Origin of the sequence: Psychrobacter sp. UBA6291 (assembly GCF_002439405.1) — a bacterium.
In the GTDB taxonomy this organism is placed as follows: Bacteria; Pseudomonadota; Gammaproteobacteria; order Pseudomonadales; family Moraxellaceae; genus Psychrobacter; species Psychrobacter faecalis.
This window is the reverse complement of the sequence record NZ_DJUD01000042.1, coordinates 90,525-105,541: the sequence shown is the minus strand read 5'-3', so window position 1 is coordinate 105,541 and position 15,017 is coordinate 90,525. Positions and strand designations below refer to the sequence as shown.

Genomic DNA, 15,017 nt, shown 5'->3' with positions numbered 1-15,017 from the left:
TTTTTTTATCTTTTTTTTGAGCCCTTATCCCGAATTGGGGTTAAATTACTCAAGTTAGACTTTAATGAAAACTCTTTAGGCATGTCGGACGCTGCCAAAGAAGCCATCACTAATGCTTTAGCTGGCGCTGCTCGCTATCCTGATAAACATCGCGTTACGCTGCAGAGTAAAGTAGCGGCTCTCAACGGCGTACCTGAAAATCAGGTTTTATTGGGCAATGGCTCAATTGAGAGTATCAGAGCAGTGGTGCAAATGCTGCATGACAAAGCATTAAAAACAGATACAAGGTTTCAGCTAATTATTCCAGACCCAACTTTCGGCTGTGCAGAGCTGTATGCACGCTCATTAGATATTCCAGTAGTCAAAGTGCCATTAACGCGCGATGACTATGATTTAGACTTTGATAATCTACAAAAAGCGGCTGCTCAATTTGACGGTATCAGTCTTTTTTATTTGTGCAATCCTAATAATCCAACCGCTATCATTACCGAAACGGATACGCTCAAAGCGTGGATAAAAAATGCGCCGAAAAACCACTATTTCTTAGTGGATGAAGCCTACTTTGGCTACATCACCGATCCCAGTTTTGAGAGTGGCGTTGAGTGGATAAAAGAGGGGTTATCAGATAACTTGATTGTCGTGCGCACTTTTTCAAAATTATTTGGGCTTGCAGGCTTGCGTGTCGGGTATGCGATTGCCAATCCGCCGATGATTGCAGACATTGGGTCTTTGATGTCTACTGATAATATCAACATGTTAGGTGCGGTTGCAGCAATAGCAACGCTAGAAGACGAGGCGTTTTCGGCGCATAGCTTACAAACCACCAATCAAGCAAGAAAAATGATGCAGACAGCGCTCGATGAGCTGGGGCTGCGCTATTTACCTTCGCAAACCAATTTTATTTTTTATGAAGTCAAGGGTGACGTGCAAACCTATATCGATCGTATGCTCGAACATGGTATTGCCGTTGGTCGCGAGTTCCCTTCGATGCCAGGTTTTAACCGCATCACACTTGGCACACCCGAAGAGATGACAGTCGTTATTAAGACGTTACAGTTATTTCGTGAAAAAGGCTGGGTGTAATTACGCACAATCGTATGATTGGATTTACCAAAAAAGAAGGGACGCTTAGACGGCGTCTTTTTTTTACCAACATCAAACGCAGTTTTACATATTCTGTCTTAAAAAGTATCCGTACACCTTATAGGATAAGTTAATAAAGCACGATTTATCATAAGTAAATATGCGAGACGCATACCATAAAGACCATAAGAATAGACGTGCTAAAGGTTTTTAAAATTTTAAGACAAATGGTGTATGTATGTTTGATATCAAATCTTTTTTTAAGAGAGAAGTAGAAAAAAAGCTCATGGATGTGGATGATTATATTTTTATGCCTGAGCGTATCGAGATGGCGCTTGAAGGTGGAGAGTTGAATTGTGTGTTAAATAGTGATGGCCGCGTCGACATTTTTTATAGTAAGCAGGGCGTGACAGAAGTCAGTTCGGCATCGCGTAAGCATCCTTTTACAGCATTTGAGACCGAGTTATATCATGGCGTTTATGATGATGTCATCCATGCTTTGGTCAAAGAAGTAAATAAGATAATCGACGGCTCATCTAAGTATTTTCATCGCAGTAAAATATTGCCATCGACCGCGTCTTTGCCCGTTCGTCCAACGCCTAGCAATGAGTTATAAATTGACTAATCATAAGTACGTCAGTATTTCATAAATCCCATTAGCTAAATGAGTAATAAAAAAGGGTAAATCATATGATTCACCCTTTTTTTTGGCTACTATTTTTTTACCTTAAGTATGCAAAATACTGTGCGGAGCATATTGTGCTAAGCGCCACTTAAAACGGCAGACTTTTTCACTGCCATAATAGATTTGTTAGCATCAGATAGGGCAGCGACGTTAGTAAGCGGGCGCGATTGACTGCCATCAATTAAGTGGTTGGTTTGGGTTTGAGTAAGCAAACTTTTTGCAAATCTAACGCTATCATCTCGTTTTTTTAAGGTGTCCGTATAATACCATTCACATTGAAACGCCTGCTCAGTGATATCGAGGAGCATATAACCACGTTCGGTCTGATTGTTAAATTTCTGATGCGGGTTTAGCTCAACACCTGCGGTTTCAGGAAAGGGCGAAGACGTCAATGCCGGACAGACGAACTCTACAGCTAAAGAACCTTTGCCGGTTAGAGGATTATAGCTACTTGCTTCAAAAGGGTTTTTTGCAATATCAAATGCAAAGGAAGCATGATAATCCCCAGTTAAAACAACCGTATTGGAGATATTATTTTCTTCGATAAAGTTGAGCAAACGTGTGCGTGCACTGGCATACCCATTCCAAATATCGCCAGAATTGGTGGCAAAAGTGCCTTTAAATGGCGCTAAAATAACTTGTTGCCCGAGTATTTGCCATGTTGCTTGTCGGCGTTTGCCTTCGAGCATCTTTAAATAGAGCCAGTTTTCTTGTTCAAGACCTAATAATTGACGTTCAGGCTCGTTGCTGGCTTTGGCATCAAGCTTTTCGCGACCAAATATGCGCGTATCTAGCATGTTTAAATCGAATAATTTACCAAACTCAAAACGTCGATAGATGCGTAATTGACTGTCTAGCTCGTTGCTACTGTCATCGCGGATAGGCATCCACTCATGATAAGCGCGCACGGCCGACATTTTGCGTTCTATATAGCTGCCTTTACTCTCAGTATGAAAACCTGCACCACCTTTCCATGAATTGTCTGCGATTTCGTGATCGTCCCAAACAGCGATAAACGGATGCTGACGGTGACATTCTTGCAAATCGACATCGGTACGGTAGCAAGCGTAGCGGCGACGATAATCCTCTAAGCTGATAATCTCGCTTTTTGGCTCTAGCGGTTGCTCTTCTTTTAAATCGTTATCACGATAAAAGCCTTCTGGATACTCATAGATATAATCACCCAAATGTATGACGGCAGAGATATCGGCTTGCTTGGCGATATTGGCATAACCATTAAAGTAGCCAAAGCCATAGTTTGAGCAGGAAACCACGGCTAAGCGCACACGATCAACTTCGCTTGCTGGCAAGTCTGCTTGTGGTATGGTGCGTGTGCGACCAATAGGAGAGTGATAGCCTAGTGCTTTAAAAGCATAATAATAAGTGGTATTGGGTTGTAGGTTTTTAGGGTCGACTTTTACGGTGAAGTCGGATTGCGCTGTCGCTATTGCGCGACCTTGAGTAACGATGTTTTTCAGCGCTGGGTCTGTTGCTACCCTATAAGCAACAGGAATGCTGGCGGCTTGGATACTGCCGTCATTGGTAATTCGTGTCCATAGTATGACCCGATCTTGGAGCGGGTCACCACTGGCAATACCATGCACAAAAGGTGCTGCACCTTGATAGCCTAAGTCATCTAAACCATCTAAACCATCGAGGTTATTTGGTGGCCTAACGTCGTCATCATCTGATGAGCAAGCACTGAGCTGAGTCAACACAGTACCGGCTATCGTTACCTGACCACCAAGTTTTATAAATGCACGTCTTTTCATCAGTCATCCTTGACATGGGTTAAAGATAAATTCCATTTATCATTCACAATAGTAAATAAACTATATGAATAAGTTGGGTTGTGCAATTAATAACCCAACTTATTTCGTGAAATAAGCCCTTTAGTCAAGTCGCTGATCCAGCATCTATTTTTCAGCTACTTATTTAACGGTACTGCCATAACAGCTTTGCAGCGTTTTTGCTACCACTTTAGTGACCAGTTGGGTGCGATAGTTGGCATCAATTGCCGCATTGCCAAGTTCAACGAGGGTCACTTGCTGCGGCGCTTGCTCGCTGACGCAGCCGCAAACTCGACCTTTTATCTCTTCCTCTTGGGCGTCCGTCATCGCCACACTAGCAATGCGCCAAGCATTTTGTTTTTCAATCTGACTGCGGCATTGTTTATCAATAGCGGCTTTAAAGATATTCATCCCAATCTCGTTTGCCGAACCGATGGCCGTGCCAGCATTGGTATTCATATCAGAAGTGGCACAGCCAGCTAGGACAAATGTGGCAAAAACGATGCTCGAAGCAAATAGTTTTTTCATAAGTTTTCTTTTAAGGTTATCGATATTGGTAGCGGTTTTATTCTACAGATTTTTCAGACTATAACGATAAAGATAAAAAATAAACACAAAAAAAGAGACCATGATAGGTCTCTTTTTTATAGGTATAAAGGTTTTAGAATCTAGCAGCCAAGCTTACCTTCTGCTTCAAGCGCTTTTTTGCTACGAATTGGTGCTGGGCAATCTTCACCATAGTATTGACGATCGGCAAAGTAGCTTGAGCGTACCATTGGGCCGGCCCAAATGCTAAAGAAACCAATCTTTTTACCATAGTCCATATAACGCTGGAATTCGTCTGGATGTACGTAACGATCAACTGGCGCATGATCCTTACTAGGTTGCAGATACTGTCCAATGGTAATCATATCGACGTCATGGGCTTTTAAATCGTCAAGCAGAGCATAGATTTCTTCTTCGGTCTCACCAAGTCCAACCATAAACCCGCATTTGGTGGCGATATCAGGACGGCGCTCTTTATAAATTTTAAGCAAATCTAATGAATGCTGATAGTCAGAGCCTGGACGGAAGGCTTTATACAGACGCGGCACGGTTTCGATATTGTGGTTAAACACATCTGGCGCGGTTTCAGTCAATAAATCTAAGGCTATTTCCATACGCCCACGGAAATCTGGCACTAGTATTTCAATCAAGCAATTTGGGCTTAGCGCGCGCGATTCATTGAGAACTTCAACGAAATGTCCAGCACCGCCGTCTTTTAAATCATCGCGGTCAACTGAAGTAATCACTGCGTATTTCAGACCTAGACCTTGAATGGTCTCAGCGGTATGGCGTGGCTCGTCTTTGTCCAATTCATTTGGACGACCATGACCGACATCACAAAACGGGCAGCGACGGGTACAGATATCACCCATAATCATAAAGGTTGCCGTACCATCAGCGAAGCACTGCGGCAGATTCGGGCAAGCGGCTTCTTCGCAGACAGTATAAAGTTTTTGTTCACGAAGAGTGGCTTTGATACGAGCTACTTCCGCAGGTGACGACATTTTAACCCGAATCCAATCAGGCTTTTTCTTTGCCTCGACGGTCGGAATCACTTTAATTGGGATACGCGCGACCTTATCGTAGCCACGTAGCTTTTCGCCTTGGATGGCTTTTTTCGGTTTTGCACGGGCAGCGGGGACATGGGTTTGTACGGCGTTTGTCATAATCAAATGTTCTCTTAACCCTTGATATGATAAGGGTTTTTGGCATTATTAGAATGTTTTATGGATGCAGCTATTATAGCAGATAATGGCTCAAGGTTTTTTGGGCAATCTTGTTAAGACAATCAAAAAAGCTACTAAGGCTAAATAAGGTTTTATCACTAATAAGACTACTACGAAGCGCACCTTTACCCTAGTTTTATTTATTGATATCAATGTCCATGTCATTTAGCACATCTATGGCTGCGCGAAACGCTTCTTGGGTAGCAGGTGCGCCGCAATAAGGCAGGCTATGCATCAGTACTTCTCGGATTTCAGCGACGCTGGCGCCATTATTAATTGCTCCTCGGATGTGTCCCTTGAGCTCATTGGGGCTTTTTTGCGCAATTAAGAAAGCCATGGTAATTAATGAGCGATATTTGCGCGGTAATATGGTGTCGTCTTGCCACGTGCTGCCCCAAGCATGTTCGATAATCCAGTCTTGCAGCGGCTGGGTAAATGGGGACGCCGAATCGAGCGAGCGTTTGACATGTTGCTCGCCCATCACTTCGGTACGAACTTTTAGACCATTATGATAATTGGCATTATCGTCCATCTTATTATCCTTAATATTTATTGGTAAAGTGTGTTTTATCAAGTCGCATCTAAAAATTCGCTAACGTAAAACATCTGATAAGTTCTGAGGTTGTCAGAGTATAGCAGGCACACGGTTTTTATTTAACCGCGTCAATCATATTGGTTATGGCACTATTTTTATAATAAATGTCCAATATGGCGTTATTCTGCGCCTTTTCACGGCTCAGCCATTAACATTTTGAGCGTTTTGAGCTATGATTGCACGGATAACTATTCAATGCAGTACATCGATGTAGGCTGTCATCCTGACTACTCACGTGATGTACTGGTCACCAACCGACGAGGACGACTATTGTGTTAGAAGCTTATCGTAAACATGTCGCAGAACGTGCTGAGCTAGGGACTGTACCACTTCCACTAAATGAGAAGCAGGTAGCAGAATTGGTAGAGCTACTTAAAAACCCACCAGCGGGTGAAGATGCGTGCTTGATGGACTTGTTAGAAAACCGTATTCCTGCCGGTGTTGACCAAGCCGCTTATGTTAAAGCTGCATTTTTAGCTGCTATTGTTAAAGGCGAAGCGACTTCACCACTTATCAGCAAGAAAAAAGCCGTTGAAATCTTAGGTACTATGCAAGGTGGTTACAACGTTCAGCCATTGGTTGCAGCATTAGACGACGCGGAAGTCGCACAAGAAGCTGCTGATGCGTTAAAGAAAACATTACTCGTATTTGACGCGTTCAATGACGTGACCGAAAAAGCCGAAGCTGGCAATGCTATTGCTAAAGAAGTGGTGCAATCTTGGGCTGACGCGGAGTGGTTCTTAAGCCGTCCTGAAGTGCCAGAGAAAACCACTTATACCACCTTTAAAGTCACTGGCGAAACCAACACCGATGACTTGTCACCAGCCCAAGACGCGTGGAGCCGCCCCGACATTCCATTGCATTCATTAGCCATGCACAAAAACTCTCGCGACGGCATCTTTGCTGACGAAGAGGGCGTTGTTGGTCCAATGAAGCAAATCAAAGCGTTAAAAGAAAAAGGTCATCCACTTGCCTATGTTGGCGACGTGGTCGGTACCGGTTCTAGCCGTAAGTCTGCAACCAACTCGGTACTTTGGCTAATGGGCGAAGATATTCCGAACGTACCAAACAAGCGTGGTGGCGGTTTAGTGCTTGGTAACAATATCGCTCCTATCTTCTTTAACACCATGGAAGATTCTGGCGCCTTGCCAATCGAAAAAGTTGCCGTTGATAACCTAAACATGGGCGATGTATTTGACATCTATCCGTATGAAGGTAAAATCACTAAGCACGACTCTGACGAAGTATTGTCAACCTTTACGCTAAACTCGCCAACCTTGCTTGACGAAGTGCGCGCAGGCGGCCGTATTCCATTAATCGTTGGTCGTGGTTTGACCAACCGTGCGCGTGAATATATGGGTCTTGGTCATTCAGACGTCTTTGCTAAACCAGAAGAGCCAGCGGATACCGGTAAAGGCTTTACTCTAGCACAAAAAATGGTTGGTAAAGCTTGTGGCCTAGAAGGCGTCCGTCCGGGCATGTACTGTGAGCCAAAAATGACCACAGTTGGTAGTCAGGATACCACAGGTCCGATGACTCGTGACGAGCTAAAAGATTTGGCTTGCCTAGGTTTCCAAGCAGACCTAGTGATGCAGTCATTCTGTCATACCGCTGCTTATCCAAAGCCAGTTGACGTTGAGACTCAGCATACACTACCTGACTTTATTATGAACCGTGGCGGCGTCAGCTTACGTCCGGGCGATGGTATCATTCACTCGTGGTTGAACCGTATGCTACTTCCAGATACCGTTGGTACTGGTGGTGACTCGCACACGCGTTTCCCAATGGGCATCTCGTTCCCAGCCGGTTCTGGTTTGGTTGCATTCGCAGCGGCAACTGGTGTGATGCCACTTGATATGCCTGAATCTGTGCGTGTGCGCTTCGTTGGCGAGCGTCAACCTGGTATCACGCTACGTGACTTGGTCCATGCGATTCCTTATCAAGCCATCAAAGAAGGTTATTTGACCGTTGATAAGAAAGGTAAAATCAACGAGTTTAATGGTCGTATTTTAGAGATCGAAGGTCTAGAAGACCTAACCGCTGAACAAGCGTTTGAATTGTCTGATGCGTCAGCTGAGCGTAGTGCTGCTGGTTGTACCATTACTTTGTCTGAAGAATCAGTAACTGAGTATCTAAACTCAAACATCACCTTGCTTAAGTGGATGATTTCAGAAGGTTATGGTGACGCGCGTACCATCAGCCGTCGCGTTGAGCAAATGCAAGAATGGCTAGCGAACCCAAGCCTCATGCGTGCTGACGAAGATGCAGAATACGCCATCGATATGACTATCGATATGAGCGAGATCAAAGAGCCAATTCTTTGCTGCCCGAACGATCCAGACGATGCTAAGACATTGGCTGACGTCGCTGGTGATACCATTGATGAAGTATTCATTGGTTCATGCATGACCAACATTGGTCACTTCCGTGCTGCGGGTAAACTGCTACAAGATGTACCAGCAGGAAGCCTCAAGACTCGTCTATGGATTGCGCCACCGACTAAGATGGATGCGCGTCAGTTGATGGAAGAAGGTTATTACAACATCTATGCTCAAGCTGGCGCTCGTACTGAAATGCCAGGTTGTTCACTATGTATGGGTAACCAAGCACGTATCGCACCGAAATCTACGGCGGTATCAACATCTACGCGTAACTTCCCGAACCGTTTAGGTCAAGGCGCAAACGTCTATCTCGCGTCTGCAGAGCTTGCAGCGGTAGCGGCGGTGCTTGGTAAATTGCCAACCAACGACGAATACCAGCAATACGCTGGCATGCTAAACAGCATGGGTGATGAAGTTTATAAATACATGAACTTCGACCGTATGGAAGATTACACTGAAGAAGCGGACAAAATTAACGTGGCTCAGTTGACCTAGTTTTTCATTCGAAAGCTTCTTAATTTTTTGAAAACAAACCCCGTATCGTGATGATGCGGGGTTTTTTGCTATGAGTGATGGCTGATTTTCCATACTATCTTATGTATAATATAGGGGCAGGCGGAATCCGTGGCTCTGCAATTTTTCTCATTTCTATCTCGGGACGGACCGATACTTTACTAAGCAACTTTTTGTTTATACTTAAGTGCTAAGTGTTTTGGAGTCTTGGTTGATTACTTTATCCTCACTCAAACGTCGTATTGTCTATGTGACCATCTTTGAAATTATCGCTATTATTGCTTCTACCTTTGTACTAATGAAACTTAGTGGTAGCGATGCGGCAGAGTCGTTACCCGTTGCGGTGATGGTGTCATTAGCCGCTGTGATTTGGAACTTTTTATACAATACTGCTTTTGAAGCGTGGGAGCGGCGCAAGCAGGTTAAAAAGCGTACCTTATTAATCCGCAGCGCTCATGCGATAGGGTTTGAAGGCGGTCTAGTATTGATTTGCCTACCGCTATATATGATTTGGTATGACGTTGGTTTAATCAAAGCCTTTATGATGGAGGCGGCGTTACTGCTATTTTTCTTGGTTTATACCTTTGTATTTACCTTAGGTTTTGACAAGATATTCACCTTACCGCATTACGATAAGAGCGCTTCTGTTTCTTCATAAATACAGAGATGAATCGTATTAAATGACCCAACAAAAAGGCTGCTATTAAATTAGGCAGCCTTTTTGTTGATAGTCCAGAAGATAGCGTTATAAACTTTTATTTACCTTGATAAACGGGCTGACGTTTTTCCATAAAGGCGGTGATACCTTCAGCAAAGTCAGCGGTTTTTGCCATCATAGTTTGTTGGTCAACTTCCATATCGAGTGCTTCATTTAAGCCTGAAAAAGCATGTACGTTAATCATATGCTTCATCGAAGCCAGTGCCTTGCCTGGTAAATTACTTAGGCGCGTTGCCAATGCTAGTACGCTGGCGTCAAGCTCATCTTTGCTCACGACGCTATTGACTAAGTTTAGACGCGCGACATCTTCGCTAGTGAGTTTTTCACCCAGCATCACAAGCTCAGTCGTTTTCGCCGCGCCAATCAATTGATTGAGTAAGTAAATGCCGCCCGCATCTGGAATCAAGCCGATATTGACAAATGCTTGCACGAATTTGGCATTGTCAGCGGCAATACGGAAATCACAGGTTAATGCCAAGTTCATCCCAGCACCCGCGACGGCACCTTCTAATTTGGCAATAATGGGTTTATGAATATTACGCAGTTTTAGGCTCACTTCTGCCACTTCTCTGAGCATAAAATCAAGCTTTGCCACGAGTGCTTCAGACTCCATACCATTCTCTAACATCTCACCGATATGACCGCCACTAGAGAAATTATTGTTTGATCCTTGCAGCACGATCACGCGTACGTCGGCATCTTGATCAGCTTGGTCAAGCGCATCCATAACCGCGCCTTTTAATGGTGTGCTAAAGGCATTTAGCGTCTTAGGGTCATTCATGGTAATGGTGGCAATATGGTTTTCGCTGTGATATTCGACCAAAGGTTGTGACATGGTTGGTTTCCTTAGTAAGAAGTTCTAGATAAGCATTGCGGATAACAATGGACGTTATAATGGACAAGGTGTAACAAGTCATGCAAGCTGATTACTATAGCAGCTTGTTATGATTATAAAAGCGAGTTTTGTGGGCGCTAAAGGTACGGACAAAAATATGTGAGTTTTCCTTATTTGTTATATATTTATTTTAATAAATATATACTATCTGCCGTACAAAAATAACGCTATGAAGTATTTGCTTGGTGCATTATGCTAAACATCAGTAGTGTTAAGGATTTCGTTAACCAAACAAGCAATCAATAAGCAACAAACAAGGAAGTAATTATGCCAGTGATAAATGTGAATAACGTTGATATTTATTATGAAGACAGCGCGCCGGATGATAAGCAAAAACCAGTGATGGTCTTTGCCCATGGGCTGCTGTGGAATACGCGGATGTATGATAAGCAGGTGGAATACTTTAAATCTGGCTGCCGCTGTATTACATTTGATTTTCGTGGACAAGGTCAGTCTGAGATTAGCAAATCAGGCTATGATATGGAGACGCTGACCGAAGATACGCTAGCGTTATTGGATGCGCTAGATATTGATAAATGCCATTTTTTAGGGTTATCGATGGGTGGTTTTGTCGCTCAGCGTATCGCGCTCAAACGTCCGGAGCTACTGTTATCGCTGACCTTACTTGAAACGTCAGCAGACCCTGAAGACCCAAAAAACGTCCCGCAGTATCGCAAATTGATGAAGGTTATCCGCTGGCTGGGTATGAAACGCGTCAGTCAAAAAGTCATGCCTATTATGTTTGGCAGTAGCTTTTTGAACGATAAGTCGCGTAAGGCTGACCGTAGAGCGTGGCTCACGATGTTACAAGGCAATCGTAAAGATGGCGTCGTAAAGGCGACCACAGGTGTGATTGAACGCTCGGGCACTTACGATCAGCTAGGCGAGATTAGCACGCCGACATTGATTATCGTTGGTGATGAAGATGTGGCAACGCCTTATTCAAAAGCGGAGCGCATGCATTTTGCCATTAAAGGCTCAAAGCTTGCGGTTATTAAAGGCGCTGGACATACAGCGACGGTAGAAGAGCCGGAGCAGGTTAATAAAGTGATTAATACCTTTTTAGCCAACTGTGTCTAACTTTGAGCGAGATTGGAACCAGTTTTGAATCAGACATAGCAATTAATAAAGTGTTTATACGAAAAAAAGCCGTTATCTTAAATAGGATAACGGCTTTTTTATTGAAACCATTTAACAGATTAACGTTAAAGCGGCAGTTTTAAAAACATACGATAAAGGAATCAGGCTAATGTCTTTATTTATAAGCGGGTCGTATAGTCGCTATTAATATCATCAAGAGTACCAAAAACCTCAGCGCGATTGACTATTTCGGTGGCCCATGCACGGTGCGTGGCAGGCTCAAGCATGGTATCGTTATATTTAAAGACCGCCTTTGCCTCGCTATGCAAGATTGCCTGCGCTTCATCCAAGGTACTTAAAGGCACGCAATACGCTTGCTGTACCAACGCAATCTGGCTTGGGTGAATGACCGTTTTGCCGACCAGTCCTAAGTTTACATCACGCATCAGCTCTTTCATAAACAGCGTTGGCTGTTCTAAGTATTCAAATACCGGTGCGGTAAGATAAAAACCATGCGGTACAAAGCAGCCAAGCAGCTGATAGGCGAGCGTACCAATCGGGGTATCATAAACGATGCTATTTTTAGGACGGCGTAAACGCAGTGCGGCAAATAAGTCGTTACCACCGATACGCAGGGCAAAAACGGGCTGGCTGAAGGCTTCTTTAAAGCCAATCGCCAATTCTTGATTGTGATGAGGATTAAAGAGCGCTGCCGTCTCAAGCGTCGGCATCAATAAATGCTCAGTGCTTAAATTCTGAGATGCCATGCGCCAATTAGACAAGCTATACATATCGACTTTTGGCATCACAAAACCGTCGACCAAATCAATATGGGCAAAATCTGCCAGCTGCTCTAGCATCGCCGGATGACGCGGGCGAATAAAGACTAGTGGTCTGGTTGGTTGAGCAGTTTGCGCTTTTGATTGAATGTCATCTTTTTTTGCAGGGTCATTAATACTATCGACATGCGCCGCCCACGTATGTAGCAGCGTTTGTAGACGTATGAGCGCCAACTCAACATCGCCATGGCTGACCGCATCTTCTAAGCAGATAATAATACTGTTAATGGACGGTAATTTTTCACGCGTAATGACCTGCCAAATATCTTGCCGCGTCGCAGGCATGTAAAGACTGGCACCCAACTGATACGGATGATGGGTAAGCGGCTTAAGCATCGCATGACGCTCAGTAATCAGGTGGGCGTAAGACTGATTGTTGTTATAAAGGTTGGACTCGTTGTGCGGTATATCGGACATAGTTGGCATCGTAGATAGTGATAAATGAATGGTTTATAGAGGGAGGCTCATAGCGTAAGGACGTATGATAAAAACAGCGCTGCTGATGCAGTATTAATGCATTTCTTTCGCAAGACATCAATACATCAAGGCATCAATACATTAATAAATCATGAGCGATCTGTTGCCCGCTGCTTAATCAGCGTAATCGCTTGATAGGGGAGTATTTTAGCACCTAATACCGTGATATTGATATCACGCTCGCTACATAAATGCCGCAATAACACCGTATCAGGATGATCGGCGGTGGCCAGCAAGATGCGCTCAGGATCACGGCGTAATATCGCCCGTGTCGCCTCTGCAATGGTCGGCTTAATACGGTTGCGATTGCTAATATCATACTCTACTGCCAGCGTATCAATTAAATCCGCAGTCTGATAGCGTGGTTGCTCAAACGTTTGCAAGTATTGTGGAGACGTAGACAATGCACGCCGCGTGCTATCAATATGATCAACAAAGGCTAGGCTATGGTCTACCGCAACCAAGTTATCATAAAAGACGCTACGATGTAGCCCCGATTGTGGCTCGGTATATAAACTGCGTGATATCAGCCCAGATACCGTACTGTTTAATAAACCTGATGGAATCAGCCAATCTTCCTCACTTGCCGCCAACCAAGCAACGCCTGCGGGGTCAGCAAGGGTTAATAGAGGAATAACATTCTCACCTTGATGAAAAATATTGGCAAAGTTTGGATGATTAGGGTCACTAAAGGCGTCTAAGCTACGCGCCAGCTCTTGATAAATAGCGCCTTTGCCCGTCCAGCCATCGACAAATATGATGGTGCTGTCTGGATGAGCGTCCAATATCATCTGCAGCGCGACTGGATCAAGTCCGCGATCGCGAATGATACTGATACCATAATGCACACTTGGCAGCGCATAGCTGCTATCAGCATCTGCTAATGCCCGCTGCAACAATACGCCAATGGGTAAACCTGCGCGTACTAAGCTGACTAATATTAATGGACATTGAAGACTTACCGTTTGCTGAAAAATATGATGTAGCGTATAAGCCAAGTTAACAATATCTGTCGCGGTTCTCGTGGTACCTTGCGCTAATGCCTGCTGATACAATTGCTCATGCATGGCAGTTGGCGCATTCTCTAAGGTTAACATATCAGAATAATGGCGCTGGCCACTTTGGATGAGCGCTTCTTTTTGACTGACGGGCACATCAGCAACGGCGTTTTTATCAACGATATTAAGCAGCACAGTCACATCGCTAGCAAGATAGCTGCCCGAGCCGTATTCCTGGATTTTTCGCATATTAGGGTTCGTTATAGGATGGGTCATAAGATGGTTTCTACTTACAAAAATGAGTTCTACTACTATTGCTGTTATTTAAAAACTATTGCGAGCTAAAGCGCTCATGTAGCTGACCATGATTGGGCATACCGTACCAGTCAAGCAATTGCAAAAATGGTAAATCGGCCAAGCTATCACCAAAACCAAAACTTGGACGCTGAGTGTCTAAATGCTGGTCTAATAAGAACTGTACCGCATGGCATTTATGAACCGCGTGCGGCAATATCGCCAGATTATTCGCATTCACATGCACATAAAAATCTTGCTCAAAATCACGTATTAACGTTGGTAACTTTTTAGCGAGCTCTACTAGCGCTTGATGGTCTTTTTGTCCATGCTTAATAGCCAGGTAAATAGTCAATTTTTCATTAGCAGAACCATTATTAAAGTGATCGATATGCGGTGTAAATACCAGCTGGCTATTGTCATTTTTACTGTGATTGGCAAATAATTGGCTAAGCTGCTGCAACTTATCCTGTAGTGGTGCAAGCTGACTATGCATACGCTGTTGCCACTGGGCTTGTAGCGCACCGTCTCTATCAAGAATAATGGCACCGTGTGTTAAGACCTGCCAACTATCAAAAGGCAGCTTAACGCGTTTTATTTCACTGCGATCGCGTGCTGTCACTACGATTAGATCAGTGCTAGCTAGTAACCAATTAAAGAATGCGGCTTGACGCTGACTCATAAAACTTAACGGCTCACCTTGTTTGTTGATCGTGGCACAAACTAAGTTTTTGGCTTCAGCAGTAGGTAAATCCCACGTATCGATTTTACGTTGGGTTTGAAAAAGTGTATCGTCCAAATCCATCAACGCATAAGGTTTAATAATATCGGGATTGGCTTGAAAAAATGGGCTAGTCATAGTATTTGCCATAAAAGCGTGCGTAAGGGTTAGATATA

Annotated in this window: 13 protein-coding genes; 5 read left to right on the top strand and 8 right to left on the bottom strand. The window is 44.0% G+C overall.

The genetic code is table 11. The annotated features are described in order from the left end of the window. Positions 1-33: 33 nt before the first annotated feature. Positions 34-1,083 (top strand): pyridoxal phosphate-dependent aminotransferase, encoded by a 1,050-nt coding sequence (locus B3R91_RS07420; RefSeq protein WP_286797025.1) that lies wholly within the window; start codon positions 34-36, stop codon positions 1,081-1,083. Positions 1,084-1,321: 238 nt separating this feature from the next. Then, the gene (locus tag B3R91_RS07415) at positions 1,322-1,699 is read left to right on the top strand and encodes a hypothetical protein (RefSeq protein WP_102077848.1); all 378 of its coding nucleotides are present in this window, start codon (positions 1,322-1,324) and stop codon (positions 1,697-1,699) included. A gap of 146 nt (positions 1,700-1,845) precedes the next feature. Here the strand turns inward: B3R91_RS07415 and B3R91_RS07410 are convergent, their stop codons facing one another. From B3R91_RS07410 to B3R91_RS07395, 4 genes are all read right to left on the bottom strand, one after another. Beyond that, positions 1,846-3,540, bottom strand: a complete 1,695-nt coding sequence (locus B3R91_RS07410; protein WP_286797023.1) for an alkaline phosphatase D family protein — start codon at positions 3,538-3,540, stop codon at positions 1,846-1,848. Between the two features lie 159 nt (positions 3,541-3,699). Next, positions 3,700-4,086: a hypothetical protein gene (locus tag B3R91_RS07405; RefSeq protein ID WP_286797022.1), complete on the bottom strand. Its 387-nt coding sequence runs from the start codon at positions 4,084-4,086 to the stop codon at positions 3,700-3,702. 140 nt (positions 4,087-4,226) lie between these two features. Beyond that, complete coding sequence (gene lipA, locus B3R91_RS07400; protein WP_068406192.1) at positions 4,227-5,270, bottom strand: lipoyl synthase; 1,044 nt, start codon at positions 5,268-5,270, stop codon at positions 4,227-4,229. A gap of 196 nt (positions 5,271-5,466) precedes the next feature. Beyond that, positions 5,467-5,862, bottom strand: coding sequence for a carboxymuconolactone decarboxylase family protein (locus tag B3R91_RS07395; protein ID WP_286797021.1), 396 nt, complete (start codon positions 5,860-5,862; stop codon positions 5,467-5,469). 335 nt (positions 5,863-6,197) lie between these two features. On the opposite strand from B3R91_RS07395, the gene acnB reads away from it, so the two are divergent. Together acnB and B3R91_RS07385 are read left to right on the top strand one after the other, a co-directional pair. Next, positions 6,198-8,801 carry a bifunctional aconitate hydratase 2/2-methylisocitrate dehydratase gene (gene acnB, locus B3R91_RS07390; protein WP_286797020.1) on the top strand — a complete coding sequence of 868 codons (2,604 nt, stop codon included), beginning with the start codon at positions 6,198-6,200 and terminating at the stop codon, positions 8,799-8,801. A 229-nt stretch (positions 8,802-9,030) separates the two neighbouring features. Then, positions 9,031-9,477 (top strand): PACE efflux transporter, encoded by a 447-nt coding sequence (locus B3R91_RS07385; protein WP_286797019.1) that lies wholly within the window; start codon positions 9,031-9,033, stop codon positions 9,475-9,477. A 97-nt stretch (positions 9,478-9,574) separates the two neighbouring features. On the opposite strand, the gene B3R91_RS07380 is transcribed toward B3R91_RS07385, so the two are convergent. Continuing rightward, complete coding sequence (locus B3R91_RS07380; RefSeq protein ID WP_286797018.1) at positions 9,575-10,372, bottom strand: enoyl-CoA hydratase/isomerase family protein; 798 nt, start codon at positions 10,370-10,372, stop codon at positions 9,575-9,577. A gap of 327 nt (positions 10,373-10,699) precedes the next feature. On the opposite strand from B3R91_RS07380, the gene B3R91_RS07375 reads away from it, so the two are divergent. After that, a complete protein-coding gene (locus tag B3R91_RS07375) occupies positions 10,700-11,512 on the top strand; it encodes an alpha/beta fold hydrolase (RefSeq protein ID WP_286797017.1) in 813 nt (270 codons plus the stop codon). A 179-nt stretch (positions 11,513-11,691) separates the two neighbouring features. Here B3R91_RS07375 and B3R91_RS07370 read toward each other — a convergent pair whose 3' ends face one another. The 3 genes from B3R91_RS07370 to B3R91_RS07360 all read right to left on the bottom strand — a co-directional run bounded on the left by B3R91_RS07370 (position 11,692) and on the right by B3R91_RS07360 (position 14,979). Continuing rightward, the gene (locus B3R91_RS07370; RefSeq protein ID WP_286797016.1) at positions 11,692-12,768 is read right to left on the bottom strand and encodes an HpcH/HpaI aldolase/citrate lyase family protein; all 1,077 of its coding nucleotides are present in this window, start codon (positions 12,766-12,768) and stop codon (positions 11,692-11,694) included. Between the two features lie 149 nt (positions 12,769-12,917). Then, positions 12,918-14,075, bottom strand: a complete 1,158-nt coding sequence (locus tag B3R91_RS07365; protein ID WP_286797015.1) for a cysteine protease StiP domain-containing protein — start codon at positions 14,073-14,075, stop codon at positions 12,918-12,920. An 82-nt stretch (positions 14,076-14,157) separates the two neighbouring features. Further along, entirely contained in the window at positions 14,158-14,979 is an 822-nt protein-coding gene (locus B3R91_RS07360) for an HAD hydrolase family protein (protein ID WP_286797014.1), read from the bottom strand. Between the last annotated feature and the right edge of the window lie 38 nt (positions 14,980-15,017).

Coding starts and splice junctions, on each gene's coding strand:
- B3R91_RS07370 (WP_286797016.1), bottom strand. CDS start 12,768: ATGTCCGATATACCGCACAACGAGTCCAACCTTTATAACAACAATCAG.
- B3R91_RS07395 (WP_286797021.1), bottom strand. CDS start 5,862: ATGGACGATAATGCCAATTATCATAATGGTCTAAAAGTTCGTACCGAA.
- B3R91_RS07365 (WP_286797015.1), bottom strand. CDS start 14,075: ATGCGAAAAATCCAGGAATACGGCTCGGGCAGCTATCTTGCTAGCGAT.
- B3R91_RS07375 (WP_286797017.1), top strand. CDS start 10,700: ATGCCAGTGATAAATGTGAATAACGTTGATATTTATTATGAAGACAGC.
- B3R91_RS07410 (WP_286797023.1), bottom strand. CDS start 3,540: ATGAAAAGACGTGCATTTATAAAACTTGGTGGTCAGGTAACGATAGCC.
- B3R91_RS07405 (WP_286797022.1), bottom strand. CDS start 4,086: ATGAAAAAACTATTTGCTTCGAGCATCGTTTTTGCCACATTTGTCCTA.
- lipA (WP_068406192.1), bottom strand. CDS start 5,270: ATGACAAACGCCGTACAAACCCATGTCCCCGCTGCCCGTGCAAAACCG.
- B3R91_RS07360 (WP_286797014.1), bottom strand. CDS start 14,979: ATGACTAGCCCATTTTTTCAAGCCAATCCCGATATTATTAAACCTTAT.
- B3R91_RS07415 (WP_102077848.1), top strand. CDS start 1,322: ATGTTTGATATCAAATCTTTTTTTAAGAGAGAAGTAGAAAAAAAGCTC.
- B3R91_RS07380 (WP_286797018.1), bottom strand. CDS start 10,372: ATGTCACAACCTTTGGTCGAATATCACAGCGAAAACCATATTGCCACC.